This is a genomic window from Nocardia sp. CA-084685 (assembly GCF_050955785.1).
Taxonomy (GTDB): domain Bacteria; phylum Actinomycetota; class Actinomycetes; order Mycobacteriales; family Mycobacteriaceae; genus Nocardia.
On the sequence record NZ_CP192094.1, the window covers coordinates 6,547,741 to 6,573,181 of the forward strand.

General features: G+C 65.9%; 23 protein-coding genes. 5 read left to right on the plus strand and 18 right to left on the minus strand.

Going from position 1 to position 25,441, the window contains the following annotated elements; translation table 11 throughout:
- Positions 1-245: 245 nt before the first annotated feature.
- From ACQP2U_RS29195 to ACQP2U_RS29205, 3 genes are read right to left on the minus strand one after another with little or no spacing between them, the layout of a single operon-like run.
- Complete coding sequence (locus ACQP2U_RS29195) at positions 246-1,631, minus strand: amidohydrolase family protein (protein ID WP_433710401.1); 1,386 nt, start codon at positions 1,629-1,631, stop codon at positions 246-248.
- Between the two features lie 19 nt (positions 1,632-1,650).
- Entirely contained in the window at positions 1,651-3,144 is a 1,494-nt protein-coding gene (locus tag ACQP2U_RS29200) for a CoA transferase (RefSeq protein ID WP_433710402.1), read from the minus strand.
- Between the two features lie 30 nt (positions 3,145-3,174).
- Positions 3,175-4,230, minus strand: coding sequence for an enoyl-CoA hydratase/isomerase family protein (locus ACQP2U_RS29205; protein WP_433710403.1), 1,056 nt, complete (start codon positions 4,228-4,230; stop codon positions 3,175-3,177).
- A 234-nt stretch (positions 4,231-4,464) separates the two neighbouring features.
- Between ACQP2U_RS29205 and ACQP2U_RS29210 the strand changes: the two genes are divergently transcribed.
- A complete protein-coding gene (locus tag ACQP2U_RS29210; protein WP_433710404.1) occupies positions 4,465-5,241 on the plus strand; it encodes an enoyl-CoA hydratase in 777 nt (258 codons plus the stop codon).
- A 335-nt stretch (positions 5,242-5,576) separates the two neighbouring features.
- On the opposite strand, the gene ACQP2U_RS29215 is transcribed toward ACQP2U_RS29210, so the two are convergent.
- The 10 genes from ACQP2U_RS29215 to ACQP2U_RS29260 all read right to left on the minus strand — a co-directional run bounded on the left by ACQP2U_RS29215 (position 5,577) and on the right by ACQP2U_RS29260 (position 16,296).
- Complete coding sequence (locus ACQP2U_RS29215; protein WP_433710405.1) at positions 5,577-7,121, minus strand: carboxylesterase/lipase family protein; 1,545 nt, start codon at positions 7,119-7,121, stop codon at positions 5,577-5,579.
- Between the two features lie 110 nt (positions 7,122-7,231).
- On the minus strand, positions 7,232-8,287 hold the full coding sequence (locus ACQP2U_RS29220; protein WP_433716611.1) for a zinc-dependent alcohol dehydrogenase: 1,056 nt from the start codon (positions 8,285-8,287) through the stop codon (positions 7,232-7,234).
- Positions 8,288-8,668: 381 nt separating this feature from the next.
- On the minus strand, positions 8,669-9,388 hold the full coding sequence (locus tag ACQP2U_RS29225) for a hypothetical protein (protein WP_433710406.1): 720 nt from the start codon (positions 9,386-9,388) through the stop codon (positions 8,669-8,671).
- Positions 9,389-9,414: 26 nt separating this feature from the next.
- Positions 9,415-9,921: a hypothetical protein gene (locus ACQP2U_RS29230; RefSeq protein ID WP_433710407.1), complete on the minus strand. Its 507-nt coding sequence runs from the start codon at positions 9,919-9,921 to the stop codon at positions 9,415-9,417.
- 345 nt (positions 9,922-10,266) lie between these two features.
- Complete coding sequence (locus ACQP2U_RS29235; protein ID WP_433710408.1) at positions 10,267-10,926, minus strand: PaaI family thioesterase; 660 nt, start codon at positions 10,924-10,926, stop codon at positions 10,267-10,269.
- 52 nt (positions 10,927-10,978) lie between these two features.
- Positions 10,979-11,344, minus strand: a complete 366-nt coding sequence (locus tag ACQP2U_RS29240; RefSeq protein ID WP_433710409.1) for a hypothetical protein — start codon at positions 11,342-11,344, stop codon at positions 10,979-10,981.
- Positions 11,341-12,096 carry an ABC transporter ATP-binding protein gene (locus tag ACQP2U_RS29245; protein ID WP_433710410.1) on the minus strand — a complete coding sequence of 252 codons (756 nt, stop codon included), beginning with the start codon at positions 12,094-12,096 and terminating at the stop codon, positions 11,341-11,343. Before ACQP2U_RS29245 ends, ACQP2U_RS29240 begins: the two co-directional genes overlap by 4 nt.
- Complete coding sequence (locus tag ACQP2U_RS29250; protein WP_433710411.1) at positions 12,093-12,806, minus strand: ABC transporter ATP-binding protein; 714 nt, start codon at positions 12,804-12,806, stop codon at positions 12,093-12,095. The genes ACQP2U_RS29245 and ACQP2U_RS29250 overlap by 4 nt, the downstream gene beginning before the upstream one ends.
- A complete protein-coding gene (locus tag ACQP2U_RS29255; protein WP_433710412.1) occupies positions 12,784-14,904 on the minus strand; it encodes an ABC transporter permease subunit in 2,121 nt (706 codons plus the stop codon). The genes ACQP2U_RS29250 and ACQP2U_RS29255 overlap by 23 nt, the downstream gene beginning before the upstream one ends.
- Before the next feature lie 15 nt (positions 14,905-14,919).
- A complete protein-coding gene (locus tag ACQP2U_RS29260) occupies positions 14,920-16,296 on the minus strand; it encodes an ABC transporter substrate-binding protein (RefSeq protein ID WP_433710413.1) in 1,377 nt (458 codons plus the stop codon).
- Between the two features lie 276 nt (positions 16,297-16,572).
- Between ACQP2U_RS29260 and ACQP2U_RS29265 the strand changes: the two genes are divergently transcribed.
- Both ACQP2U_RS29265 and ACQP2U_RS29270 read left to right on the plus strand, forming a co-directional pair.
- A complete protein-coding gene (locus ACQP2U_RS29265) occupies positions 16,573-17,757 on the plus strand; it encodes an amidohydrolase family protein (protein WP_433710414.1) in 1,185 nt (394 codons plus the stop codon).
- 13 nt (positions 17,758-17,770) lie between these two features.
- Complete coding sequence (locus ACQP2U_RS29270; protein WP_433710415.1) at positions 17,771-19,198, plus strand: FadD3 family acyl-CoA ligase; 1,428 nt, start codon at positions 17,771-17,773, stop codon at positions 19,196-19,198.
- Here the strand turns inward: ACQP2U_RS29270 and ACQP2U_RS29275 are convergent.
- From ACQP2U_RS29275 to mftC, 3 genes are read right to left on the minus strand one after another with little or no spacing between them, the layout of a single operon-like run.
- Entirely contained in the window at positions 19,195-20,049 is an 855-nt protein-coding gene (locus ACQP2U_RS29275; RefSeq protein ID WP_433710416.1) for an LLM class flavin-dependent oxidoreductase, read from the minus strand. The genes ACQP2U_RS29270 and ACQP2U_RS29275 overlap by 4 nt on opposite strands.
- 8 nt (positions 20,050-20,057) lie before the next feature.
- Positions 20,058-20,876 carry a mycofactocin-coupled SDR family oxidoreductase gene (locus ACQP2U_RS29280; RefSeq protein WP_433710417.1) on the minus strand — a complete coding sequence of 273 codons (819 nt, stop codon included), beginning with the start codon at positions 20,874-20,876 and terminating at the stop codon, positions 20,058-20,060.
- Positions 20,873-21,868, minus strand: coding sequence for a mycofactocin radical SAM maturase (gene mftC / locus ACQP2U_RS29285; RefSeq protein ID WP_433710418.1), 996 nt, complete (start codon positions 21,866-21,868; stop codon positions 20,873-20,875). The genes ACQP2U_RS29280 and mftC overlap by 4 nt, the downstream gene beginning before the upstream one ends.
- 360 nt (positions 21,869-22,228) lie before the next feature.
- On the opposite strand from mftC, the gene ACQP2U_RS29290 reads away from it, so the two are divergent.
- The gene (locus tag ACQP2U_RS29290) at positions 22,229-23,482 is read left to right on the plus strand and encodes an amidohydrolase family protein (RefSeq protein WP_433710419.1); all 1,254 of its coding nucleotides are present in this window, start codon (positions 22,229-22,231) and stop codon (positions 23,480-23,482) included.
- 12 nt (positions 23,483-23,494) lie between these two features.
- Positions 23,495-23,791 carry a hypothetical protein gene (locus ACQP2U_RS29295; protein ID WP_433710420.1) on the plus strand — a complete coding sequence of 99 codons (297 nt, stop codon included), beginning with the start codon at positions 23,495-23,497 and terminating at the stop codon, positions 23,789-23,791.
- A 38-nt stretch (positions 23,792-23,829) separates the two neighbouring features.
- On the opposite strand, the gene ACQP2U_RS29300 is transcribed toward ACQP2U_RS29295, so the two are convergent.
- Both ACQP2U_RS29300 and ACQP2U_RS29305 read right to left on the minus strand, forming a co-directional pair.
- Positions 23,830-24,705, minus strand: a complete 876-nt coding sequence (locus ACQP2U_RS29300) for an SDR family NAD(P)-dependent oxidoreductase (RefSeq protein ID WP_433710421.1) — start codon at positions 24,703-24,705, stop codon at positions 23,830-23,832.
- Between the two features lie 22 nt (positions 24,706-24,727).
- On the minus strand, positions 24,728-25,375 hold the full coding sequence (locus tag ACQP2U_RS29305) for a TetR/AcrR family transcriptional regulator (protein WP_433710422.1): 648 nt from the start codon (positions 25,373-25,375) through the stop codon (positions 24,728-24,730).
- Positions 25,376-25,441: the final 66 nt, after the last annotated feature.

Below are 25,441 nucleotides of genomic sequence, written 5' to 3' on the forward strand. Positions count from 1 at the left end.
GTTGGCGAGGCTGTCTCGGGATTACGGAAAGCGGTTACCGACGCGAAGACCGGGCATACTCGAGGTCATCCCGCTCACCGGGATCCAACCGAGCCCGCTGGTGGGCATCGCTACGTTCGATATTCGTCACAAACTGACGAATATCGGATTTAAGGGCGTGCGGAACAGGGCACTGCGCCCGAGTCCGACTTGGGGATCGCTGACGTACTGGTCGAAGAGGTCTCTATCGAGGGTATGTGCGGCGTCTACTGGCCCGAATACACCAGCCCACCGGCCACGATGGTCGCCGATACGAGCTCCGCATCGAGGTGGTGCGCGGCCTGATCCGGCGGCACCGACAGCAATGTCAGGTCAGCGACCGCGCCTGGTGTGATCCGGCGCGGTGTCGCCGGGGTGTCGGGTGCGCCGAAGAACAGTGACAGCGCTGCGGGGAGCGACACTCCTTCCGCGGCATGGAATTCCGGCGGGCGATGTACCGCGGCACGCAGTACCGACCACGGATCGGGCGCACCGAATGGCGCATCGGATCCGGCTGCGACCCCTACCCCGGCATCGAGCAGCGAACGCAGACGCCAGAGATCCGGCAGGTCCTCGGCGGGCACCTCGGCGCGGTACTGCTCGGCTCGTTCGACCACGAAATGTGGTTGGGTGACGACCGAAATACGCTGTCCACGTAGCCAATCCAGGGATTCGTGCGGGATAACCGCGCCGTGTTCGATCCGGTCCCCCGCGCGCACACCGGCCGAATCCAGTGCGGCCATGGTCAAGATGAACTGCACCCGCGTGACGCAGTGCACCGCGACTGGCCGGCCTGCCGCATGAATCGCGCGCAGCCGGTCGGCGAATTCATCGAAGGCAGGCAGATCGAAATCATCGAGCACGATCTTGGTTGGGCCCAACGTGAAACGTGCGCCGTCGGGCTCGGACACTTCGGGAGGAGCCATGCAGTGCACGCGCTGGATGATCCGCCCGGCGTCGACCGTCTCGGCCAATTGGTCGATATCGGCCTGTGCGAGTCCCGGGGTCGCGTCGGTGAATCCGGTGATGCCCATTGCCGCCGCGGCCACGCTGACGGCGACCAGATCCGTTGTGCGCGATCCGATTCGTTCCCCTAGCCAGGAGTCCAGTCGGCGCAATCGCCCGGTCGGCCGACCGGTCTCGTCGCGTTCCACACCCGGTGCGTCATTGCTGTCCAGTCCGACCAGGTCGCACGCCATCGAGTTGAGCTGCCACAGCACACCTGTGCGGTGCTGTACGCGCACCGGACGGTGCGGGACTATCCGGTCCAGCACCGCACGGTCGAGGGGTCCGGCTACCGACTCGTGGTATCCGGTGCCGCGAATCCACTTGCCCGGCTGCAGGTTTCGATCAATCTCGCGTAGTCGCGCCGCAAGCTCCGTTACGGTGCGCACCTGCGGCGGACCCAGTGGAACAGATTCGTAGGTCGCCGCGAGTGAACGCAGGTGGATGTGGTGGTCGTGCAGTCCGGGCAGCAACCAGCCACCGGCTGCGTTGATCTCGTCCTCACCCGGCAGGCGAACCAATCCGGTTGCGCATTCGACGATGACACCGCCGCGAGTGCGCACGTCCATCCGACCGGAATCGAATACCTCGGCGTCACGAATCAGCATGGAGAACAACATATTTCGTTCATGTCCCGGCACCCAGCCGCGGTACCCGCGGACGCAGCACCCGTTGCGAACGACCGTATCGCGGGCACTCGACAACCCAATCCGCGCCATCGGCGCGCACTCGATGCGGTCCATGGGCGAGTGCGGGGGCTGCGGCGAAGGCGGCGGCGGCGGCCCGCATGGACAGATCGATCAGCTGTCCCCCGCCACCCAGAACAGCGCAGCACACCGCAAGGGCGGCACAGATTCCAGTAAGTGGATCAGCGATGGCGTCGCCGCAGAACACCGGCTCAGCCCCGTCCCAGCCGACCAGCCCGCCCGCCACCGCCGCGTCATCGCCGAATGCCACCCGCATCGGCTCGGCGCGACCATATCCGGTCACGCTCAGCCAGACCTGCCCGTCGCGATGCACGCGATCCCCGGGAGCGAGCCCCAGTTGTGCCAGCGCCCGCGGCCGAGATGCCTCGATCACCACATCCGCGGTCGACACCAGCTCGCGCAGCATTTCCCGCCCTTCCGGCGTATGGAAGTCGAGGGCGATCTGTTCGTGCCCGCCGTGGAGCCAATCGAAGAAGCGCGGATCACCACGACGTGCGCCATCCGGTCGTCGGGTGCTCTCCACCTTGATCACCCGCGCCCCAGCGCGCCCGAGCAGGTGCGCACACAGCGGCCCAGCCCACATCGAGGACAGGTCAACGACCATCGCCCCGTTCAGCCGTGCTCCGACGACCGGTTCGGCGATCCGACTTGTCCGCCAAGGGCATTGGGGACCCGGCGTCTCCGACGATGTGGCCGATGGCCCCACGACACGGCGTACCGCATCATCGGGCGAATCAGTGGCAGACGGAGCGTCCGCAGGCGGGGCGGCCGCAGGCGGAGCGTCCGCAGGCGGGGCGGCGGCAGGCGCATCGTCACGCAGCGCAGCGGCAGGAGAGGCGGCGGGGGCCAGTGGACCAGCGGGGTAACCGGCGGCGGGGTACGAGTCGATGGGTAGCGCGGCGGCGGGAACGCCGAGTAGCTGTGCTCGGTCGGCGAGGTCGGTTGCGGTCCACTCACGGGCAGCTGTGGTGAGTGTTTCCCAGGGATCGTCGGACATCGAATCCACGCCCAGGATCGCGGGTATCGAGTCGATATCGTCTTGGCGGCTCAAGGTGATCGCGCACCAGCCGTCCGAGGTTCGCAGTAAGCGACCGGCGCCACCTGCTGATCGCTGACCGCCGCGGCGAAGGTTCAGGAATGCGGCTCGGCCGGTCAGGAGCAGTCCTGGGTCGGCTCGGACTTCGGAGCCGAGCTGTGCGGTGATTCGTGCCAGTGCCTCGGTGGTTTCGAGGAGCAGTCCGTATGCCGCGGCGGGCGAGAGGACGGGGGCGCGGTCGGGGTGTCCGGTCAGGTCCATGGCGCCGGATGCGGCCCAGCCGAGCCCCGCGCATTCCGGCTGCGTTCCGAGCGGGCGCGGCAGAACACGCGACAGAACATCGGGCGGGCACAGCGAGTGCACCCAATCCCGCAGCACCGCCGTCGTAGCCGAGGTACTCGTTTGCGATCACCTCCTCGTCTGTTCGACGGCATCGACCATGCCCCACTCCAGCGCGGCGGCCGCCGCCAAGCGCTGTTCGGTCAGCATCAACCAGGCGGCGCGCCAGCGACCGATCCGCCGCGGCACGCTGACGGTACCGCCCGCTCCCGGCACCAGGCCCATTCGCACTTCCGGGAATGCGAAGTAGGTATCGGGGGCGGCGATCACCGTGCCCGCGAAGGCGGCGACCTCCGCGCCCGCACCGATGCAGGCACCGTGGGCCCGCACCGTGACCCGATCCCGGATGCGGTCGATGATCCGCCATGGCGCCCGGTCCAGCCGGACCATATACGCGGCCACCAGATCCGTCGCGGTACCGAATTCGTCCAGATCACCGCCGCTGCTGAAAACCGGTCCCGCCCCGTTGATTTCGACCGCGGTGAGCGTGGGATCGAGGTCGGCCAGCCGCACCGCCTCCAGCAGATCCTCACGCAGCCGCATGCTGAGTGCATTGCGGCGCTGCGGGTGATCGAGCGTGATCGTCAGGCGATCTTCGCCGCGGTATGTCCGGACCAATGGATGCGATGGCGGTTCGAGCGTGCGCGGCGCGCCACGCTCGACCAGCCATCGCTCGAATTCGGTACCGCCGAGGAGCATCGAGTACACCGCCGCCTCCGCCGCCAGCGCGGGAACGGTCGGCAATCTCACCGTCTGGCGCAGCAGCTGCCCACAGGTAACGGCCGCGCGCGGCGAACGCCGCACCGCCGCACGCAGCAGATCGAGCGCGGCATCGACATCGTCCACCACAACGGCCTGCGGCAGCGAACTCGCGGTGGCGTCCGTCGCGATGGTGAGCGTCGCCGCCTCCAGCAGCGGTGCAAGGCCCGGTGTCACAGGCCCGCGCAGCAGCCCGATCACAAGCGGTAGCGCCTGATTCATCCGTTCGGCGGTCCGGGCGATTCGGTCCGGTGTTTCCGTGCCGAATACGTCCAACGGCACCACCGCCATGGGCGCGGCCGGAGTTCCGTCCGCGGTGAGTTCCACCGCGAACTCGTCGAACAGATCGATCCCCGGATGCGGCATAGCTAAAAACTACAGCGTGTCTCCCAACCCCATGAGGGCTGGTGAACACCGCCCTTTCAGGGGCGTAAGGACCAGTTTCGCCCCCACCCGAATGTGTGAGTCAGCGCCGACCCATCTGCGGACGGCGGCAAAATGCGTCGATACTCCATTGATGGATGGCCGGAACCGCCCGGAAAGAGTATACCTAATCTGGTTAGATTAGCTCAGATCCGATCTCGACCCGGAAGGCCGACAATGCCCGACCAGCCCGATGTCCTCGTGGAACGAACCGACGCGATCGTGCGGCTGACCTTCAACCGCCCCGAACGGCTCAACGCCCTCAACACCGACATGATGAACGAGGCCGCGGCGGTCATCGAGAAACTCGGCGACGATTCGACTGTTCGGGTATTCGTGCTGACCGGCAACGGGCGGGCCTTCAGTTCGGGAGCGGATCTTTCCAACTCGGCCAGCAACGGTCCACAGGTCGCGACCCTCGATGCGGCGAACCGATTGATCCGCGCCCTGCGCGCAGCACCACAACCCGTGCTCGCCGCGATCAACGGCCCTGCCGTCGGCGTCGGCTGCTCACTGGCCTTGGCCGCGGATATCACCGTCGCCCGCGAATCCGCCTATCTCCTGCTCGCCTTCGCCAATATCGGCCTGATGCCCGATGGCGGCGCTACCGCTCTGGTCCCGAATCTGATCGGATATGCCCGCGCCGCCCGCATGGCCATGCTGGCCGAGCGCATTCCCGCACCGGCGGCGGCCGAATGGGGCCTGATCGGCCAGTTCGTGCCCGATGACGACTACGATGCCGAAATCGCAAGGCTGACAACCAAGCTCGCCGATGGGCCGACGGCGGCATTTACCCGCACCAAGCGCGCGTTCAATGCGATGGCCCTCGCCCAACTGGAGCAGGCACTCGATCTGGAGCGCGAAGGCCAGTCCGCTCTCTTCGAGACCGCTGATGTCGCCGAGGGCATCGCGGCATTCAAAGCCAAACGCGCGCCGGGTTTCATCGGCCGCTGATTACCGAGAGGACGATGCGATCACCATCCAGCCTTTCCTCGCGGTGCAGTACTGGTCCGGTCAGCCGATCACCATGAACGGAGCGAGGGAAGCGACGACCGCCGACCCGATGCCGACCGGCGCTGGACTGGTCGGTGCCACCGCCCGAGGGATATACGGCCGAGGATCTCGATCGCCTGCCCGATTTGCCGCTCGCCCACTTCTCCGTCGATACCACCGGGCCACACTGACCGCGCCGTGCCGGACGTGAGCGGGGCAGGCCATCGAGCACCCACCATCAACCCGTTCAGGCGAACTCCGAGATCGCTCTCGCCAGCGGTCCTCGTCGCCGTCGGCTACCGCTGACCATGAAGAGGCAGCGCGGAGAAGACGTGGTCGCGCCACAGACTTCGGGAGGTTTCCTCCGGATAGGGGGCGACCGAAGGGTGCACATCGAGGATGTGGGTCAGACGCTGCTCGGGATCGTAAGCGGCCCAACCAGGTTCGCCCGTCCTGGCGAACCCGCTCCACCGCGCACGGATATAGGCCGACAGTTCCCGCGCTTCGGCCGACGGTTCGGGACCGAGAAGCAACGGGCCGAGCTGGGCACCGAAGGCGGCGAACAACAGCGGTCCGTCGAGGCCATGGCAGGCGCGCAGGACGCCGCCGTTTCCGGGTGCGGGCCAGGTCAGTTCGTACATATAGGCTCGGCCACCGGCTGCGGCCTGGGCATCGGCCAAGTGCAGCGCGGGCATCCGGAACAGCCAGTCCGTCTGAACCAGTTCGAACAGTTCTTCCGGTCCGGCGCAGGGGAATGCCGTACGGTACGCGTCCGCGCCGTCGGATCCCGGGCCGAACACCTGCAGCGCATCCGCTGCCTGCGTGTCATCGATCGTGCCGAGTTGGCCGCCGAGGGCGAGGAACAGGCGGAATTCGTCCCGGTTGTGCCCGATGACCACCGTGACGTCGCGGGCGGAGCCGCCAGCGAGCGCTTGCCACGGCGCCTTCGGCAGTACGTCGCCGTCGACCACGGGCGAGAACGCGGTAATAGTGTGGGCCACCGCACCCCATCGCTCGTACTGCCGCATCGATGCGCCGACCTCGGCTCCCGCGTCGGTCAACTGCCTTGGATCCACACCCGACAGGTCCGCCACCGTCGGTCGCAGGCCGATGTGCGCGGCGATGGCCCTCGCGATATCGGTGCCGAGCTCATCCGAGAAAAAAGTGCCCGGCATGCTCTGCAGGATCGCTCGCCGGAACAGTCCGGCGGCCTTCGGCATCGCGAGCAGCGCCGCGATGGACCCGGCCCCAGCGGATTCCCCGCAGACGGTGACCTGATCGGGATTCCCGCCGAACGCGGTGATGTTCTCCCGCACCCACTCGAGGGCGGCGACTTGGTCGAGCAGACCGCGGTTGGCTGGTGCGCCGTCGATGCGCGCGAAGCCCTCGATACCGACCCGGTAGTTCAGCGTGACGACAACGAGGTCGCCGTCCCGTGCGATGTGTTGCGCGTCGTAGCCGGGACTGCCGGAGAAACCGAGCTTGTATGCGCCGCCGTAGATCCAGACCAGCACCGGCCGACGTGCAGCCGGATCGGGGTCGGGTGTCCAGACGTTCACTGTGAGCCAGTCGTCGCCCTCCGGCAGCGCGACAGTGCCGGACCGGTTGCCGAACGAGGTTTCCTGCGGCGGCGGTGGGCCGAATTCGAAGGCGTCCCGCGCACCGTCCCACTTCGCGACCGGCTGCGGGGCCGCGAATCGCGCGGCACCGATCGGGGGTTGCGCGAAAGGGATCCCACGGAAGACGACCACGTCGTGCTCCCGTCGACCACGGACCGAACCCGCGGCGGTGCGCACTGTGGGCTCGGCGTGTTCGGACGGTCGCGCCGTAACTTCGGTCATTCACAGTCCTTGTCGATCGGGCGGGAGAATAGCTCTCGAATTGGAGAATGCTATTTCGCAGGTCGATGGCCCACCAGCGTCGTTTCCGTCCAGCGGGAGCACACCGCGGCTCACTCGTAGGTGACGACCACTTTTTCCGCCGCGCCCGGGGTGAGGGCCAATTCGAAGGCCTTCCGCACGTCGGAGAAGGGCACCTGGTGACTGATGAGCCGGGCGAAGCGGTCGGCGTGCTCGGCGATTTCGGGAGTCACTTCGAAGATCTCGGAGGGATAGCCCTGAGAGCCGATGATGGTCATCTCGTTGCGCAGGATGGCACCCAGGTCGATCGGTTCGGGTCGCTTGTGCACGGCGACGGTAACCAGCTTGGCACCCCACTTGCCGTTGGCGAGTGCGGTATTGACGACAGCGGCGACGCCGGCCGCATCGATGTAGATGTCGGTGTCGGGGCGCGGTGCGCCGAGGGCATTGCGACCGTGACCGTGCAGTTCACCGAGACGGGCAGCGACATCCTCGGTGGCGGAGTTGATGACCGCGTCGGCCCCGACCGCGAGGGCGGTGTCGAGCCGCGAGGCGATCACGTCAGCGACGACGACGTGCTCGACACCGCGCAGCTTCAGCCAGATCACCGCGCCCAGCCCGATCGGGCCCGCACCGAAGACGATCGCCTTATCTCCAGGCTCGGCCTCGGAGCGGTTCACCGCATGCCGCGATACGGCCATCGGCTCATTGAGCGCGGACACGGTGAAGGGCACGGAATCCGGCACGATGGCGACGCTGGAACCGACCTCGGCATTCTCGATGAGCAGATATTCGCTCATACCGCCCAGCGGTCCGCCGCAACCGATGATGCCCGACGGGGCGGCCTGCGGATTGACCACGACGTGATCACCCACTCGCAGTCCGGTGACGTCCGCGCCGACCTCGACGATCTCGCCTGCGGGTTCGTGGCCGAGCACCACCGGCCGCATCTGGTCCGGCGTCAGAGCCTCGGCCTTGACTTGCGGCCCGAGCACCTTCGGCATACCGCCCATATGCACGAAAGTCGCGTCGGTGCCGCAGATTCCGCACGCCCGGATCCGCACCAGCACATCCGCGGGGCCGGGCGTCGGGAGCTGCTGCTCGACCACCGTAACCGCGCCCGGTGTGCTGGTCTGAACCGACTTCATCGTTGCCATGCTGGCTGTCCTCTCTGGATATCGGCTCGGTGCGAGGCCGACGGGTTCGTTGAGATCAACAATGCGGTCGCCGCAGGAGGGAGCCCAGGGAGTGAGGTCCCGAAATGATGGTGTACCTGGATACACCACCACCCCGTAGCTCGAGTCGATCGCTGGGCGAGCACTTTTCGGATTCAGTCGTCGGTCTCGGTGACAGACCGGAACCGATCTACCGACCCGACCCGACCCGCGAGCCGCCGCACCGACGAGTTCGCGGAGGCCGGGAACGACGACACCCCTGGTCTCGAAGAACCAACGCGCGGTCGCGGCACCGGCGGGGCGATCACCGGAGCACAGCCGGTGATCGCCCCGCTGGGGCAACTGCATGAGCGATTACGAATGGGCCGGAGCCGCAGGAGCATCGGTGGCGTGCTGAGCCTGCAGCTGGTTGTACTTCTGTGTTCCGGCAGCGAGACCGACCGGGATGGCCAGGGCGAGACCGCCGACCGTGGCTCCGAAGCCGCCCACCGCGACCGCACCGATCAGGCAGGTCGCCGCGAGCGCGGGGACCGTCAGCGTGCCCGCCGACATGAGCGTCATCAGGGTACCGCCGGTCGCCATGCCGAACGGACAGCCCACCACCGCGCCGATCACCGAACCCACCGCGGAACCCACCGCGAAGGCGGCACCCATATGCGGATTCGCAGCCTCGACAGCCTGGTTGAAGTTCGACATGGGGTCACCCGCGACCGGCGCCGCGGCCGAGGTGACCGGAAGCGTCGCAGGTGCGGTGCTCGAGTCGGGGGCAGCCGGTGCCGCAGTGGCGTCGTCCTGAATGGGAGCTCCGGCGACCGTCCGGCCCGTGGCATCACGAACATCGAATTGGCCCTGTTGCATGACTACAGTGCCGAACGGCGTACTGAGCACCGACTTTCCGGTGGCGAGGTCGTCGCTGAAATGCACGCCGGGTGCTACATCCGTGGTGACGGATTGATTCTGCTTGGCATCGACGGCAACCGCGGTATCCGCGTCGGCGCGCGCGGTACCGGCGGCGATCGCGACCGCTGCCGCGGTCAAGGTGGTGACGGCCACGCCACGAGTCTTGAGGTTCATTGTCATATCTCCTGGGTCGGGTGTAGCTACTGGGCCGAATCGGGATTCGGGATCTCTTGCGCGATCAGCCCCTTGGAACGCAGCGAGTTGTATTGCTGGCCAAGGGCATTGCTCATCGCGGGTGAGCCGGTGACGATGCTGCCGACGGTCCCGCCCAGGAAGCCGAGGGTGCTCGCACCGATGATGCAGCCGCCGACGATCCCTACCGGTGTCAATACGGCCGTCGGGAGCGTGAGGGCCCCGCCGGTCACCGCACCCAACGGGCACCCGACCAGCACGCCGATCGTCGTCCCGACCACCCGGCCGGCCGTGGAATCGTTGGCGAAGGCGCCAGTGATCGAGGTGAACGCGTTCAGGTACTCCTGCCCGGGATCTGTGGGCGCCGCACCGGGCTGCTGCTGGGAACTATCGACTACCGCGGCGGTGGATGGGGTAGTGGCCTGGTCCGGTTCGGCGGTTGCGGTTCCGGCGCAAATCGTGCTGGCCACAATCGCGACGGCCGCCCATCCGGCCGCCTTGGGTATCTGATGCATGTTGCTGCCTCACTGATATTCGAGCTGGAAAAAGAGAGAATCACGATCTCACAAAAAGAGAATGCCAAGGCGACCAAGGGCGCGGCCAAGGAATAGAAAGGCGTCATGCCCGCATGCAAGATCGGCATGGCTATGCACCACTGGGTACGGACGGGCTGATACACGTCGGCTGAGGCGGTTCACAACTTCTGCCCCTCAGCGGTTCTGCCGGTGAACGGCCACCGCGGCGAGGTTCCTCATGCGGGATAACTTCCTTCTTCACTGCGCGAATCTCTCTCTCCATACGGAGAATGTCATTCTTACAACGGATGCGGGCAGCCAGAGGGGTTTTGCGAATATTGGCGACTACTGCTGTCCGGGCAGCAAGGTGAGGAATAGTGCGCGCGCCTCGGCGCACAACCGGTCGCCGTCGTGCAGGGTCGCGCCCAAGAAGATCTTGCGCCCCTCCTGCCGCTCGACCCTGGCACGAAGGGTCAGCTCCGTGTCGAGCGGGGTAATGGATCGGTAGTCGACGGTCAGTGATGCGGTGCGGATCGCCGCCCCCGAATAGGCGACCCCACTCATGCCGAGCACGGTATCGAAGGCGAGCCCGATATAACCGCCGTGCACCGCCGAATTGCCGCCGAGATGGAACCGGCGGAAGGTAATTCGAGCCGACACACCGTCGCGATCGGAGCGATCGACGACGAACGGCGGCAGGGTGATGTTGCCGTTCGCGGGCAGGTCGGGTCGAACCCAACCGGGCACCGACCACTCGTCGACCAGGACAGTGTCCAACAGGCCGTTGAGTTCCTTCAGCGCGGTGATGGTCTCCAACGCCACGTCATCGGAGGGGCAGGCCAGTCGAACACGGTCCATCAGTCCCCGAACCTGCTCGATGAACTCGCCGTAGTGCGGACCGCCACGGGAGATATCGGGCGTGCGATCCACCGACCGAGACCTCGCCGGCCGAAACCCACCTTCGTGGTGCTCCTCGGTGGGCAACGGCTCCGGGCTCTCATTCATGAGAATTACATTATCGTCCGGTGCCGCGGCACTACGGACCGCAGCCGCCGTACTACCGTGCGGCGGCGCCGTCGTTGGTTATCACTGTCCCGTTCAGCCGGTCACCCAGCTGCGCGAGATCGTAGGACTGTCTGGCCAGCCAGAAGCGTAAGAATCCGGTCAGCGAATAGCGCAGGAACAGCGCCGATCCCACCACGCTCGCGGCCACGCCGCCGATTGCGAGGGTTATCGCATCACGTTGTGCCAGGGGATCTTTGGTGCCGTGCGACATGAAGTAGGCCACCAGAGCCAGCACCAGGCCGAGCACCATGAGGGTCACCCCGGTGCGCAACCACAACACCGCCCGCCCGGCCGCCGGATCGGGAATCTTGGCCGCACTGAGTTCGCGGACAAAGCGGTCCGCACGTGTTTCGGTCATTCGGAACTTCCTAAATAGAGGGCCGCCAGTTCGTCGCGGATACCGCTGTCGGGGTGGCCATGTTTCTCGATGCGACCGCGCACGAGCACGGCCGCGTAGTCGGCGAAATCCAGCACCGCCGCGGCGAACTGCTCGACGACCAGGACTGCCACGCCCTGACGGGCGATTTCCGCGACCTGCTCGTAAAGCTGGCCGACCACCAACGGCGCCAAGCCCATCGACAGCTCGTCGAGCATGAGTACCGCCGGATCGGTGGCCAGGCCCCGGGCCAGGGCGAGCATCTGCTGTTCGCCGCCGGACATGGTGCCCGCCGTCTGATCGGCCCGCTTCCCCAGAATCGGGAATCGGGTGAAGGCGATCTCCTGGATCTCCTCCCGTGAGCGGCCCGTAAAGGTCATCATCAGCAGGTTGTCGCGCACCGACAGATTGGGAAAGACACCGCGTCCCTCCGGGATCAGGCAGACCCCGGCCCTGGCCAGGTCGCGCGGGTGGGCACCGGTCATATCCCGGCCACCCAACCGCAGTTGACCGGACGCGACCGGATGGACACCGGCGGCGACCTGCAGTGTGGTGGTCTTGCCCGCGCCGTTCGGCCCGAGCAGAGCGACCACCTGGCCCGCGACGACGCTCAGATCAATGCCGTGCAGCACCGTGATCGCGTCATAGGCTGCGCGCACCTCGTGCAGTTCCAATAGCGGGGCGACGGCTGGATGCGTTGTCGCCGTGATTGTTTCGATGCTGTCCACCGTCATGCCGCCCCCAGATAGGCCGCGAGCACGGTGTCGTCGCGCCGGATCACTTCGGGTGGTCCGGAGGCGATGACCTTACCGAGGTCGAGCACGTAGACCTCGTCACAGACATTCATGACCAACCCCATATCGTGTTCGACCAGCAGCACCGCCGTGCCGTCGGCGGCCAGCGAACGCAGTAGCGCCGCGAATCGTTCGGTCTCGGCGTGGTCCTGACCGGCGGCGGGTTCATCGAGCAGGATGAGCTCGGGGCGCGCGGCCAACGCCCGGCCAACCTCGATCAGTCGGCCGGTCCCCGTCGGTAGCGCGTCGGCACTGCTGTCGGCGACTTCGCGCAGATCCAACCGCTCGATGATCTCGTCGACGATCCGCGCGCCGTGCCGCCGCTGCGGTCCGAGTTCCGCGGCGACCAGCAGATTGTCACGAACGCTCAACCGGCCGAACAGTTCCAGACGCTGGAAGGTGCGAGCCATCCCGAGCCGGGCACGGCGGGCCGTGCCGAGCCGGGTGACATCGCGTCCATTGATCAGTACGCGCCCCGATGCCGGTTTGCGCAGACCGCAGATCACATCGAATAACGTGCTCTTACCGGCGCCGTTCGGACCGATCAAACCCGTGACACGACCGGCTTCGGCCACCAACCCAGCGCCGTCCAGCGCGCGGTGGCCGCCGAAGATGACGCTCACATCGTCAACTCGCAGCAGCGGTGGCACGACTCAGCACCTCCTCGTCCTGGTTACGCCATGGCCGCCGAATCCCCCACCATTCGAGCGGCACTTCGGGTTCGGTGGGCACGCGCCGCTGCCTCGCGATCCAGACGCGGGCGCCGATGACCACGAGCACCAGGCCGAAGAAGAAATGCCAGCCGGTGATCACATCAACAAGTCGCAGCACCCACAACAGCACCGAGCAGACCAGCAGCACCGGCAGCACTACGCGATCGCGGAACATCGGCAGCCATTCCTGCCGCATGGTGGCAATCGCACCCTGACCGAGCATGCCGCCCGCGAAGGCGATACCGCCCAGTGATGGCAGCACCTGCGACAGGTTCAGCAGCGAGGGCCACAGCACCGGAATCACCAGTAGCGGACCGGCATACGCGACGCCGGTGAAGAAGCCGCTGCCGACCGCACCGAGACCGGCGATCACGACAATCAGGAAGATCGGCAACCCGGACACCAGGTTGAAGTGGTCGGAGGTGACCGCACGCAACTGCATGCCGTAGAGCGCACCGCCGAGCCCGGCGATCGCCGCCGAAAGTGCGAACACCAGCACCTTCGCCATCAGCAGATTGCCGCCGAGGGTCGCGTAGGCGGCCTCGCTGTCGCGCATCGCGATCAACCGCCGCCCGAACCGGCTGCGCCGCAACATCGCTATCGCGAAGCTCGCCGCCGCGAGGCATACCGCCGCGAATACGGTCACCTGGGCCGTGCCGTCGAGATGCAGGCCGAACAGTCGTGGACCGGCCAGATTCAGCGAGCCCTGTTCGAAGAAGGTGATCTTCACGCCGAATATATGCACGGTCGGCAAGGTGAAAACCCACCGGTCCAGGACGACGGAGAAGGCCACCGTCGCCAGGGCCAGGTAGACCCCGGACAGCCGCAGCGCGGGCAATGCGATCACCGCACCAACCGCCCCGGCGACCGCCATTGCCAGCGGCAATGCCCACCACTGTCCGTCCGCGCCGTACTGGGCATAGATGACCGCGCCGATCCCGGCGATGCTGAGCTGGCACAGCGAGATCTGCCCGGCGTATCCGGCCAGCGGCACGAACGATAACCCGATCACGCCGAAGGCGAAGATCTGCCCGTAGGTGATCAGATCGGCCTCACCCAACACGGTGGCCAGCAGAATGCCCAGCGCCACGACCACCGCCGCGAAGGCGGCCGATCCCGAAACCGTCGGCAGCGGAATCGGACTGAGCCGCCGATCCCGGCCGCGCAGCCGTCCGTGCGGGAACAGCAGCAGCGCGATGAACAACAGCAGCGCGGGCGCGGCCAGCCGCAGACCCGGCAGATATTCGTTCTGCGGCAGATAGCCGGTGAGGTAGCTCTCCAGACAGCCGACCACGATCGCGCCGAGGAATGTCATCGGCAGGCTGCGCAACCGGCCGAAGATCGCCGCGGTGTAGGCGCTGACGATCAGCAGCGAGAGCTGGGGCGCATCGAGCGCGACGGTCGGCGCCACCAGGATGCCGCCGATCGCCGCCAACTCGATACCCAGAATCCACGCCACTCGGTTCGCCCGCCGCGGGTCGGCGCCGGTCAAACCGACGAGTGCGCGATCGTCGACCGTGGCCCTCATCTCCGCCCCGGTCCTGGTGCGGTACAACAGGAGCCGCAGGCCAACGGCCACCGCGATCGCGACCATCATCGTCAATGCCTGATGCCAGGTGAGAGTGATGACGCCGAAATGCAACGGCCGCTGTTCGGCGAAGAACTTCGGCAGGGTGCGGGCCGTGTTGGGGTCCCACACCCATTGGGCGAGCAGGATCAGACCACTCAGTAGGGCAATGGTCATCACCAACTTCTCCGCATCACCGAGGCCCTGGGTAGGGGCCAACGCCCACGCGAAGACCAAGCCGAATAGCGGCGCGAATACCAGCAGTACCGCGGCGATCGCCAACGGCGCCGGCACGCCCCAGCCGATATGCAACTGCCAGTACACGAACGCCGACACCATGCCCGCCGCACCGTGCGCGAAATTGAATACGCCGGTGGTGGTGTAGGTGAGCACCAGGCCGCTGCCGATGATCGCGTAGATCGCCGCGGTGCTCAGCCCGACGATGCCGAAGGCGAGGAATTGCTCCATTGCCGAACGACTCCGCTACTTGACGTCGTTCATGCTGAGGCCGACATCGGCGAGGGTCAGGCCCTTGCCGTAGTCGTTCTTGTACACGTAGGCGTTCATATCGCAGCGGTAAGGGCCATTATTGGGCTTGAATTCCGCGGGCTGCTGCCAGCCCTGCGGTGTTGCCCGCACGATGTTGTAGCACTTCGGCAGTGCTCCCCCGGTCGGCCGCACATCCGCTGGTGCCTGCAGACCGCCCGCGGTCCACGCCGTCTCCCTGGTTGCGGCGTCGTACACGCACTTGCGGGTCAACTGGTCACCGCAGCCCGCCGCCGATTTGGCGAAAAGCAGCCACGCGGAGAACGCGCGCAGTACCGGGTAGGTGACGTCCTTGCCGGGGGCGTACTTGGCGAACAGGTCCTTCACCAGCTTGACGGTCGGTACCGTCGCGCCCGCCTCGACCGGCGCGATGCCGGCGAGATCGGCGAAATTATTCTGTCCCGCAAGGGACTTGCCACCCAGCTCCAGGAACTGCGAGTTGTAGGCGTTGCTGTTGGCGTCGATCCAGTCCAGCTTGTAGTCCATCCCGGTCAGCACATCCTCGAGCTTGGCCAGGCTGCGGAAATCGCCGAGGAAGAGCAGTCCCTTGACGCCCTTGCTCTTGATCGACTGCGCGTACGGTGTCCAGTCCGCGACGCCGGTGGCCGGATAGAGCTCGTTGTAGACGACCGACGCGTTCATCGCGGTCATCGATTCCTGGAATTTGGGCACCATCACCTTGGTCGACGGCGAATCGCCGGTGATGATGCCGACCGCACCAGCGGAGGCCGGATAGGTGGTGATCAGCCACTGGTGGTAGCCGGTGTAGGGGTTGTACGGGCGGGATGCCGACGCACCGGACCCGGAAGCCTGCAGGTCGGACCCGGTGTTCTTGACGTCGACTACCTGCGCCGGGAAGTCCGGCAGCAGGCACTTCAACCGATCCTCGGTGCCGAGCGAATCCAGCGCGGCGCCGCCACCGACCAGCGCGAAGTCCTCGCGGCAGGCCTCGATCATGCGCTGACGGACCTCTCTGAGCTTCGCATCGCGCACGGTGGCCACCAGCTTGCGCCCGCCGATACCGCCGGCCGCATTGCACCAGGAGGTGAAAACGTTCGCCGCATCGACGAATTCGGTGTTCTTGGTGAACCCGACGTCACTGAAGACACCGACCTCGAGCTCGCCCGCGGTCACGCCCTGCGCGGGCGAACTCGATGGCTTGCCGCCCTGGCAGACATTCTTCAGATCACCGAAGTCGCCCGACGCAGTCGAGCTGGTGGTGTTGGTGCCCTCGACTTCCTCACCACCACGACTACAGCCGGCCGCCAGCAGCGCGGCTGCCAGCAGAGCAACGAATATTCGCTGCGATTTCACGTTTCCTCCTCTATGGACGCCGCCGCATCGATCCGAGATCGATCGAGCCGAGTCCGTGTTCTACATCGAGCGGCGCCCTACCGGATCTGGCGCTCTCGCCGCTGGGAAAGCAGCTTTCCATATTAGGAGAATTAAGGTCACTGTTTCGGGAAATGTGGTCTACGACGACCTTCCGCAGCCGCACCACCGAGCCGATCCGAGGTGGCCGTCAGCACCAACGATTGCCACCGACCACGAATGAGAATAAGATTCTCCCAAATAGCGAAGGAGGATTTCATGTCGGCACAAACTCCGCTGCCGTATCCGCTGTTCGACGCGGACAACCACCTGTACGAGACCAAAGAAGCACTGACCCGCTATCTGCCAAAGCGGTACGAGGGCATCATCCAGTACGTCGAGGTCAACGGCCGGACCAAGATCGCGGTGCGGGGCCAGATCAGCCAGTACATCCCCAATCCCACCTTCGAGGTGGTCGCGCGTCCGGGCGCGATGGAGGACTACTTCAAGAACGGCAACCCGGAGGGCAAGAGCCGCCGAGAGATCTTCGGCAAGCCGATGAAGGCCATCGACGCCTTCCGCGAACCCGGACCGCGCCTGGCGCTGATGGACGAGCTGAAGGTCGACCGCAGCCTGATGTTCCCCACGCTGGCCAGCCTGGTAGAGGAGCGCCTGCGCGATGATCCGGACGCCATCCACGCCATCGTGCACGCATTGAACCAGTGGATGCACGAGACGTGGTCGTTCAACTACAAGGACCGAATCTTCGCGGTTCCGGTGATCACCCTGCCGATCGTCGAGGAGGCCATCAAGGAACTGGAGTGGGTGGTCGAGCACGGCGCCAAGGCCATTCTGATCCGCCCCGCTCCGGTGCCAGGCTTCCGCGGTCCGCGCTCGTTCGCGCTGCCGGAATTCGATCCGTTCTGGAAGCGGGTGCTCGAGCTGGGCGTCGCGGTGACCATGCACACCTCCGACAGCGGCTACGCCCGCTACACCAAGGAATGGGACGGCGCCGACGCCGAGATGCTGCCCTTCGTCACCAATGCCTTCAGCATGGTCAACGAATGGCGTCCCGTGGAGGACGCCGTGACCTCGTTGCTGACTCACGGTGCGCTGCTGCGGCATCCGGATCTGAAGGTCGCCATCATCGAAAGTGGTGCTGCCTGGTTGGGCCCGCTGATGCACAAACTGTCCGAAACCTTCAAGAAGGCACCCGAAGGCTTCGGCATGCAGAACCCGGTCGAGACCATCAAGAACCAGATCTTCGTCAGCCCCTTCTACGAGGAGGGCGTATCCGACCTGATCGATCTCATCGGCGTTGATCGGGTGCTGTTCGGGTCCGACTACCCGCACCCCGAAGGCCTCGCCCAGCCCACCCATTTCGCCGATATGCTCACCCATCTGCCGGTCGAGGATCAGGCCAAGATCATGGGCGGCAACCTGGCGGGTCTGCTCGGCGTATGAGGCTGCTGGGCAGATGAATTGGGAGACCATCCCGCAGATGGTGCTGTCCGCGGCCGACCGCTTCGGTGCGGCCGAAGCGGTCGTCGACGGACCGCTCCGGTTGAGCTTCACCGAACTCGCCGACCGGGTCCGCCGGGCCGCGGGCGCCTTCGCGAACGCCGGAGTCGAATCCGGTGACCGGGTGGCCATCTGGGCGCCCAATTCCGCCGAGTGGATCACCGCGGCGTTCGGTCTGCTGAGCGCGGGCGGCGTGCTCGTGCCGGTCAACACCCGGTTCAAGGCCGAGGAGGCCGACGATATCGTGCGCCGCAGTGGCGCGAAATTGCTACTGGTCCAGCAGGGTTTCCTCGGCATGGACTACGCGCGGGCGGGCGGTGTGCCGGTGATCGACGTGAAGTCGGAGTTCCTGTCCAGCGGTGCGCCGTTCGAACGTCGGGTTCGTGGCACGGATATCGCCGACATCATCTACACCTCGGGCACAACCGGAAAGCCCAAGGGAGTCATGATGAATCACCTGCAGACCCTGCGGCTGTATGCGGAATGGTGCGAGCTGGCCGATCTGCGGGAGGGCGACCGCTATCTGATCGTCAATCCGTTCTTCCACACCTTCGGATACAAGGCCGGGATCATCGCGTCGCTCATTCGCGGCGCGACCATCCTGCCGGTCCCGGTCTTCGATGTCGATCGGGTGCTCGAGCTGGTCGAGCGCGAGCGGGTGACGATGCTACCCGGTCCGCCGACCCTCTATCACTCGCTGTTGCAGGCCAAGGACCGATACGACCTGTCGTCGCTGCGGGCGGCGGTCACCGGGGCCGCCGATATTCCGATCGAACTGATCCGCAGGGTGCACGAGGAGCTGCCGTTCCGATCCATCATGACCGGATATGGGCTCACCGAGGCGGGTACCGCGACGGCGTCGCGCCCCGGCGACACCATCGAGCAGATCGCGACGACCGTCGGGACCGCCTGCGATGGCGTCGAGGTGCGCATCGCCGATGACGAGGAGGTGCTCGTCCGCGGATACTCCGTCATGCAGGGCTACCTCGATGATCCGGAGGCGACCGCCGCGGCGATCGACTCCGAAGGTTGGCTGCACACCGGCGATCTCGGCAGTCTCGACTCCGCCGGTCGGCTGCGGATCATCGGCCGCAAGAAGGACATGTTCATCGTCGGCGGCTTCAATGCCTATCCGGCGGAGATCGAAGGTGTTCTGCTGGAGCATCCGGCGGTCGCTCAGGTTGCTGTGATCGGTGTTCCCGATGAGCGGCTCGGGCAGGTCGGCAAGGCGTTCGTGGTGACCACCGGCTCCGTCTCGGAACAAGAACTGATCAGCTGGGCCAAGACGCGCATGGCGGGTTACAAGGTTCCGCGCTTCGTGGATTTCCGGGAAGCGTTGCCGTTGAACGCCACCGGGAAGGTGATGAAGGATCAGCTGCGCTAGACGCGCGGCATCTCCCGGATGACCGTCGCGCCGAATTCCGCCAAAGTCCGCGGTGCGGCGAAATCGGTGAACCACACATAGAACCGCTCGACGCCACGCTCGACGAGATCGCCGAAGTGCGCGACGAGTTGCGCGGCGTCACCGGCTACCAGGCCCTCGCCCATGTGACCGAATCGCCGACTGCTTTGCGCACGGACTTCCCCGGCATCCCGGTTATGGCCGACGAATCCGACCATCTGCTGGATGGATACCCGCGCCGATCCGATCTCGGGCAACAGTTCCGCCAACCGATTCAGTTGCGGCGCAGGCAGATTCCACCAGGCCGCATAGCCGCGAACCAAGTCCAGCATGGGTGCGCTGGTGCCGCCTATGACAATAGGAATCGGTGTGCTCGGCGGTGGAACCTGCACCGGTCCCTCGGTATCCGGTGCGCCCCAATACTGGTGCAGCAGTTCCAGACTGCGCCGCAGCCGATCGCGGCGTGCGGCCGCCCGTTCCCGGGTAATCTCGAATCCCGCCAGCTCGTGCGGCACCGAACCGGCACCGAGGCCGAGTTCGAATCGGCCGCCCGAGGCCTCCTGCAGTGTCACCGCCTGCTTGGCGAGCACCGCCGGATGTCGGAACGAGTCGCATAAGACCAGATGTCCGATCCGCAGCCGCTCGGTCCGCGCGGCCACCCATGCGGCTACCGTCATCGCCTCCCACAGGGGCAACTGTTCAGCGCCGGGCGCGACCAGATGGTCGATGAAGGCGATGCCGTCGAACCCGCTGGCCTCGGCCACGCGAGCCCGTTCCACGATGTCCTCGACGCGCAGCTTGATCTGTGGCAAGAACAAAAACCACTCGGGCACTGGATTGATCACAGCGCGAGCCCACCATCGACGGCGACGGTCGCACCGGTCATCGCGCTGCTGTCCGGCCCGGCCAGAAAGGCCAGGACACTTGCGATCTCGCCCGGGTCGAGCAACCGACCGATCGGCTGCTGGCCAGCGAAACCCGTCGGATCGGGCATTCGGTACAGGCGTGCAATCTCGGCCAGCAGCGCGGTATCGGCGGAGCCCGGACTCACCGTGTTCGCGGTCACCCCGGTGCCGCCGAGTTCCGCGCCGAGTGCCCGAATCAACCCTGTCACACCGGCTTTCGCCGCACAGTAGACCGCGAGCTGGGGCAGACCCTTGGTCGCGGCGGCGGAGGCGACGGCCAGGAACCGCCCCGATCGCGGTGCGGGTCGGGCCAGCAGTGCCGGTACGGCCGCCCGCGCCAGGTTCACGACCCCGCCCAGGCAGACATCCAGCACCGCGCGCTCCTGCTCGATCGGCATCTCCCACAGCGGAACTCCACCGGCGATTACCCCGGCCGCCGCGACCACCGCATCCAGCCCGCCCCAGGTGCCCACCGCCTCGGCCACCGCGGCCTCTAGCGTCGACGGCTCGCGTACGTCGGCGATAAACGGTCGCACCGCGCCGACCCGGTTCACTCGACTGCTCGCCTCGGTCGCCACCGCGACGAGTTCGCGTTTGCTGCCCATCGGATAGGGCAGCGCGGGATCATCGGTCGCCAGATCCACCGCGAGCACCGACCAGCCGCGAGACGCCAGTTCCAGTACGATTGCCGCACCGATCCCCCGCGCCGCACCGGTGACCAGCGCGACTCGCCGATGCTCCGAACGCGAAGTCACGCCGACCTCCGAACAGCCCGGTATTCGGCAACTGGTCGCCGCCGATGCGAAGAGTCCTGCGACAGCTTCGACGCGACTATACGGTCGACCCCAGCCAGCGCCGAATCACCATATTCCTCGGTATATTCCGCATACGCCGTGCTGACCTGCTGGCTACGCGGTTCGGTGAACAGTTCCGAGTTCCGCCAGATGGGTTCGAATCCGCCTGCGGCACGGATGTTTCCGGTGTGGAACTGGTTGTTGTCAGTGCACGAGTAGACATCGCCCAACGGATCGATCACACACATCACCCGCTCCGAGTTCGACCCTTGCGGCGATTCACCGTAGCCGGACCGGTAGAAGAACGCTCCGGTCAGCACATCCCCGTCGTGCTGGCACAGCCAGTCATCGAGCATCCGCCGCTGGTCCGCCGCCGGGTGCAATTCGTCCGAGACGCGGCCAGTTGGCCGGGCCAGCCGAAGTCGCGCACCGAACATATCGGCAATTGCCTTGAAAGCATCGAGCTGACCTGCATTTTGGCTGGTCACCGTGACGGACAGCTCGAATCCATAGACGCCCGACGAGGCAAGCAACTCCATCGCACGCACCGCCGCCCGGTACGCCCCGGCGCCGCGCATCGCATCGTTGACCGCCTCGGTTGCGCCATCGAGGCAGATCCGTACATCGATGTGGCTGTTCCCGGCGATCCGCCGCGCGGCATGGGGCGTGAGCCGAATTCCGTTGGTGGAGAACGTCACTCCGAGGTGCTTGGCGGTGGCATAGTCGACCAGTTCCCAGAAGTCGGGGCGCACGGTGGGCTCGCCGCCACCGATATCGACACGGCAGATCCGCATCCGCTCGAATTCGTCGATCAGTGCCTTGCATTCGGCGGTGCTGAGCTCGCGCGGATCGCGTCCACGTGTGCTGGACGAGCAGTGGATGCAGCACAGATCGCGGGCGTGGGTCATCTCCCAGGTCAGGTCGATCGGCGCTGCGGTGGTGTTGTCGATCATGGAGACTCCCGCGTCATGGTTTGCGCTACCAACTCAGGTGGAAATGTAATTCTCCTTATACGATAATTACATTCTGACGTGGAAACAAGGATGCTGGGCCGCGCAATCCCGTTGCCGTCTGGCGACAGCTTCCTCGCCGATGGCGGTAGTGGTTCAGCAGCAGGCAGGGATTGCACGCGACTTGGACAGCTCATCGTTCGATATCCGGTGGGAATTTGTCGACCGCGCCCGCAGGCGGGGTGTATGGTCGACCTCACAGCGAGAGTGGCATTCTCTGAAATGAAGACTGGCCATCTCTGCGCTTGTCGAGATCGGGGTGGAGGCGCACCCCCGGCGTTCCCACGAACAGCGAGGAGTCACGTGAACATCGACGACATGATTCTGGTGAGCATCGACGACCACGTCGTCGAGCCGCTCGATATGTTCGACGGGCGGGTACCGAAGAAGTGGGCCGATCTGGCGCCGAAGGTGATCGCCGATGACAAGGGCATCGACCGCTGGGTCTACCGGGGGAAACCGACGGGTGTCACCGGGCTCAACGCGGTCGTTTCCTGGCCCGCGGAGGAGTGGGGGTATGACCCGGCCGGTTACGCCGAAATGCGGCCAGGCGTCTACGACATCCACGCCCGCGTACGGGATATGGACGCCAACGGCATCCTGGCCTCGATGTGCTTCCCCACCTTCGCCGGATTCAGTGCCGGTCACCTGAGTCACTTCAAGGACGAGATCACCGTCGCGATGATCCAGGCATACAACGACTGGCATCTCGAAGGCTGGTGCGAGGTCTACCCGGGCCGGTTCATCCCGAACGCCATTCTGCCGCTGTGGGATCCGCAGCTGGCCATCGCCGAGATCCATCGCGTCGCCGCCAAAGGCTTCCGCGGCGTCACAATGGCGGAACTGCCGCACCTGCAGGGCAGCCCCAGCTATTTCGACGAGGACTTCTGGGGACCCGTCTTCGGGGCGCTGAACGAAACCGGGCTGGTCATGAACCTGCATATCGGCACCGGATTCGGAGCCCTCAAGCTGGCGCCGGACGCGCCGATCGACAATCTGATGTGCCTGGCGCCGACGGTCTCCCAGATCACCGTCCAGGATCTGCTGTGGGGGCCCGCATTTCGCTCCTACCCCAATCTGAAGGTGGCGCTGTCGGAAGGGGGCATCGGCTGGATACCGTTCTTCCTGGATCGCTCCGATCGCCATTACACCAACCAGCGGTGGTTGCGGCGTGACTTCGGCGGCAAGCTGCCGAGCGAGGTCTTCCGCGAGCACGTGATCGCCTGCTATGTCACCGACCCGACCGCTCTCACCTATCGGGATGCGGTCGGGATGGACATCATCGCCTGGGAATGCGACTACCCGCACTCGGACTCGCTGTGGCCCGACGCACCCGAATTCGTGCTGCAGGAATTGAACGCCGCCCACGCCGACGACACCGATATCAACAAGATCACCTGGCAGAACGCCTGCCGTTTCCTGAATTTCGATCCGTTCGAGCACATTCCGCAGGAGCAGGCCACCGTCGGCGCGCTGCGGGCGAATGCCGCGGGTTGGGATATATCGACGAAGTCACGCAAGCAGTACGCCGAAGCCTATGCCCAGCAGGCACACTGATCGAGGAACGATATGAAGTTGATGGTTTTCTCCCGCCCACAGCCCGGCCGGGACGAGGAATACAACACCTGGTATCGCGATGTCCACGTTCCCGAGATGCTCGCGATCAATGGCGTGCAATCCTGTACGCGCCATCGCCTCCGGACCACCGGGGATCAGCCGGTGGAATATCTGGCCGTCTATGACATCGAGGGCGATATCGACATCGTGATGAAGGAGCTGATGACCCGGTCCAAGGACGGCCGGATGCGGCTCAGTCCGTCGATCGATCCCGCCAATACTCGGATGACGATCTGGGAGCCGATCTGACCGCAGCGGCAAGGCAATCGGTGCTCGTGGAGTAAGCGTCAGAATCCGAGATCCGCGAGCAAGCGCTCGCTTTCGGTCCAGAGGCGGGCGGCCGCGACATCGTCGAGGGCGACGGGGGCCGGTGTTTCCACCGTCTTCCGGTAGAAGTAGCGCCCACCGTCTCGACCGCCCTCGGGATCGGTTGCCAGCCACACCAGAGTCTCGGCCGGTTCGTCCGGTGGCACGGTATCGGCGGCGGCCATATGGGCTTGCATCGCTGTATCACCGTGTGCGGCGAAATTACTGGCGACGACACCCGGGTGCATGGCCTGCGCGACGATGCCATCGGAGGCCGCTCGACGCGCAAGTTCGCGAGTGAACAGGATATTGGCGAGTTTTGCGCGGCAGTAGGCCGCCGCCGGGTGAAAGTCGTTCAGGCCCTGCGGATCCGTCCAATCGAAGCCCTCGGTCGCGCGGTGCGCACTCGACGATACGGCGAGCACGCGCACCGATCCGGGCGGCAGGACCGCCGCGCTCTTTCGCAGCAGCGGCATCAGTTCCCTGGTGAGCAGGAACGGGGCGAGGTGGTTGGTCGCGAAGGTAGCCTCAGTGCCTTCGGCGGTGATGATCCGCCGATCCCGTACGCCACCCGCGTTATTGATCAGGACAGTCAAACGCTCCGTACGGCTCGCGATCTCGGCGGCCACATGTGCCACCTCCGTCATCGAAGTGAAGTCGGCGCGCACCATGTCGAAACTGCCGCCGTCGCGCACGGCGGCCATGATCCGCGTTCGCGCGGCCGCACAACGCTGTCGATCGCGACCGACACCGATCACCTGCCAGCCGCGTGCCACCAGCTTTTCGGCGGTCGATGCACCGATGCCGGAACTGGCTCCGGTGACGACCGCGACCGGACGGTCTGCCTCGAATGTCAAAATCGTTGCCTCTCAGATAATTTCAGCGTGGACGCAGGCCATCCAGCAGGAGACCGACGGTGAAGTGGACCCGCTCGTCCAGCTGTTCGGGAGTGGGTGGGCGACCGGCCACAATGGAGCGCACCTGGCCACCCACAACCATGCTCATGAAGGCGCGGGCGGCCTGATCGGAGTTGGTCGGCGCGATCGCCCCGGCGGCGATCGCGCGATCGAGGACGCCCGCGACGAAGTCGACCACCGGCCCGGCGCTCAGTTCGTAGTTGGCGACGAAGATCTCCGGGAAGCGATAGCTCTCGGTATTGATAACGCGTTGCAGGCGTAGCCCATTCGGCGTCATCACCTGGTCGATCCGCAGCCGGGCGACCGCGGTCAGCGTCTCGGCCAGATCGCCGGTGTCGAAGCCAGCGAGCACATCCGCTGGCACGACCTGTCGCTCGATGGCGCGCCGGACCGCGGCGAGGAATAGCGATGCCTTTTCGGGATAGCGGGCGTAGACGGTGCGTTTGGTCATCTGCACGCGACCGGCGATCATCTCTATGGTAGCCAGCTCGTAGCCGTGCTCCAGGAACAGATCCAATGCGGTATCGAGCAATTCCTCGTGCCGCGCCTCGGCCTGTGCCCGGGTGGGCCGCCCGGCCGCGCGCCGAATCGGCGGACCGACCTCCGTCATCCCCGCCTCCTCCGAATTGCCGCTTGCGTCATCGCGCCTCCGATCGCTAATAATGATACGCATGAG

What these genes read in the sequence shown, in the direction of transcription:
- ACQP2U_RS29195 (WP_433710401.1), bottom strand. Translation starts at nt 1,631, where the DNA reads ATGCTGATTCGTGACGCCGAGGTATTCGATTCCGGTCGGATGGACGTG.
- ACQP2U_RS29205 (WP_433710403.1), bottom strand. Translation starts at nt 4,230, where the DNA reads ATGCCGCATCCGGGGATCGATCTGTTCGACGAGTTCGCGGTGGAACTC.
- ACQP2U_RS29210 (WP_433710404.1), top strand. Translation starts at nt 4,465, where the DNA reads ATGCCCGACCAGCCCGATGTCCTCGTGGAACGAACCGACGCGATCGTG.
- ACQP2U_RS29215 (WP_433710405.1), bottom strand. Translation starts at nt 7,121, where the DNA reads ATGACCGAAGTTACGGCGCGACCGTCCGAACACGCCGAGCCCACAGTG.
- ACQP2U_RS29220 (WP_433716611.1), bottom strand. Translation starts at nt 8,287, where the DNA reads ATGAAGTCGGTTCAGACCAGCACACCGGGCGCGGTTACGGTGGTCGAG.
- ACQP2U_RS29225 (WP_433710406.1), bottom strand. Translation starts at nt 9,388, where the DNA reads ATGAACCTCAAGACTCGTGGCGTGGCCGTCACCACCTTGACCGCGGCA.
- ACQP2U_RS29230 (WP_433710407.1), bottom strand. Translation starts at nt 9,921, where the DNA reads ATGCATCAGATACCCAAGGCGGCCGGATGGGCGGCCGTCGCGATTGTG.
- ACQP2U_RS29235 (WP_433710408.1), bottom strand. Translation starts at nt 10,926, where the DNA reads ATGAATGAGAGCCCGGAGCCGTTGCCCACCGAGGAGCACCACGAAGGT.
- ACQP2U_RS29240 (WP_433710409.1), bottom strand. Translation starts at nt 11,344, where the DNA reads ATGACCGAAACACGTGCGGACCGCTTTGTCCGCGAACTCAGTGCGGCC.
- ACQP2U_RS29245 (WP_433710410.1), bottom strand. Translation starts at nt 12,096, where the DNA reads ATGACGGTGGACAGCATCGAAACAATCACGGCGACAACGCATCCAGCC.
- ACQP2U_RS29255 (WP_433710412.1), bottom strand. Translation starts at nt 14,904, where the DNA reads ATGGAGCAATTCCTCGCCTTCGGCATCGTCGGGCTGAGCACCGCGGCG.
- ACQP2U_RS29265 (WP_433710414.1), top strand. Translation starts at nt 16,573, where the DNA reads ATGTCGGCACAAACTCCGCTGCCGTATCCGCTGTTCGACGCGGACAAC.
- ACQP2U_RS29270 (WP_433710415.1), top strand. Translation starts at nt 17,771, where the DNA reads ATGAATTGGGAGACCATCCCGCAGATGGTGCTGTCCGCGGCCGACCGC.
- mftC (WP_433710418.1), bottom strand. Translation starts at nt 21,868, where the DNA reads ATGATCGACAACACCACCGCAGCGCCGATCGACCTGACCTGGGAGATG.
- ACQP2U_RS29295 (WP_433710420.1), top strand. Translation starts at nt 23,495, where the DNA reads ATGAAGTTGATGGTTTTCTCCCGCCCACAGCCCGGCCGGGACGAGGAA.
- ACQP2U_RS29305 (WP_433710422.1), bottom strand. Translation starts at nt 25,375, where the DNA reads ATGACGGAGGTCGGTCCGCCGATTCGGCGCGCGGCCGGGCGGCCCACC.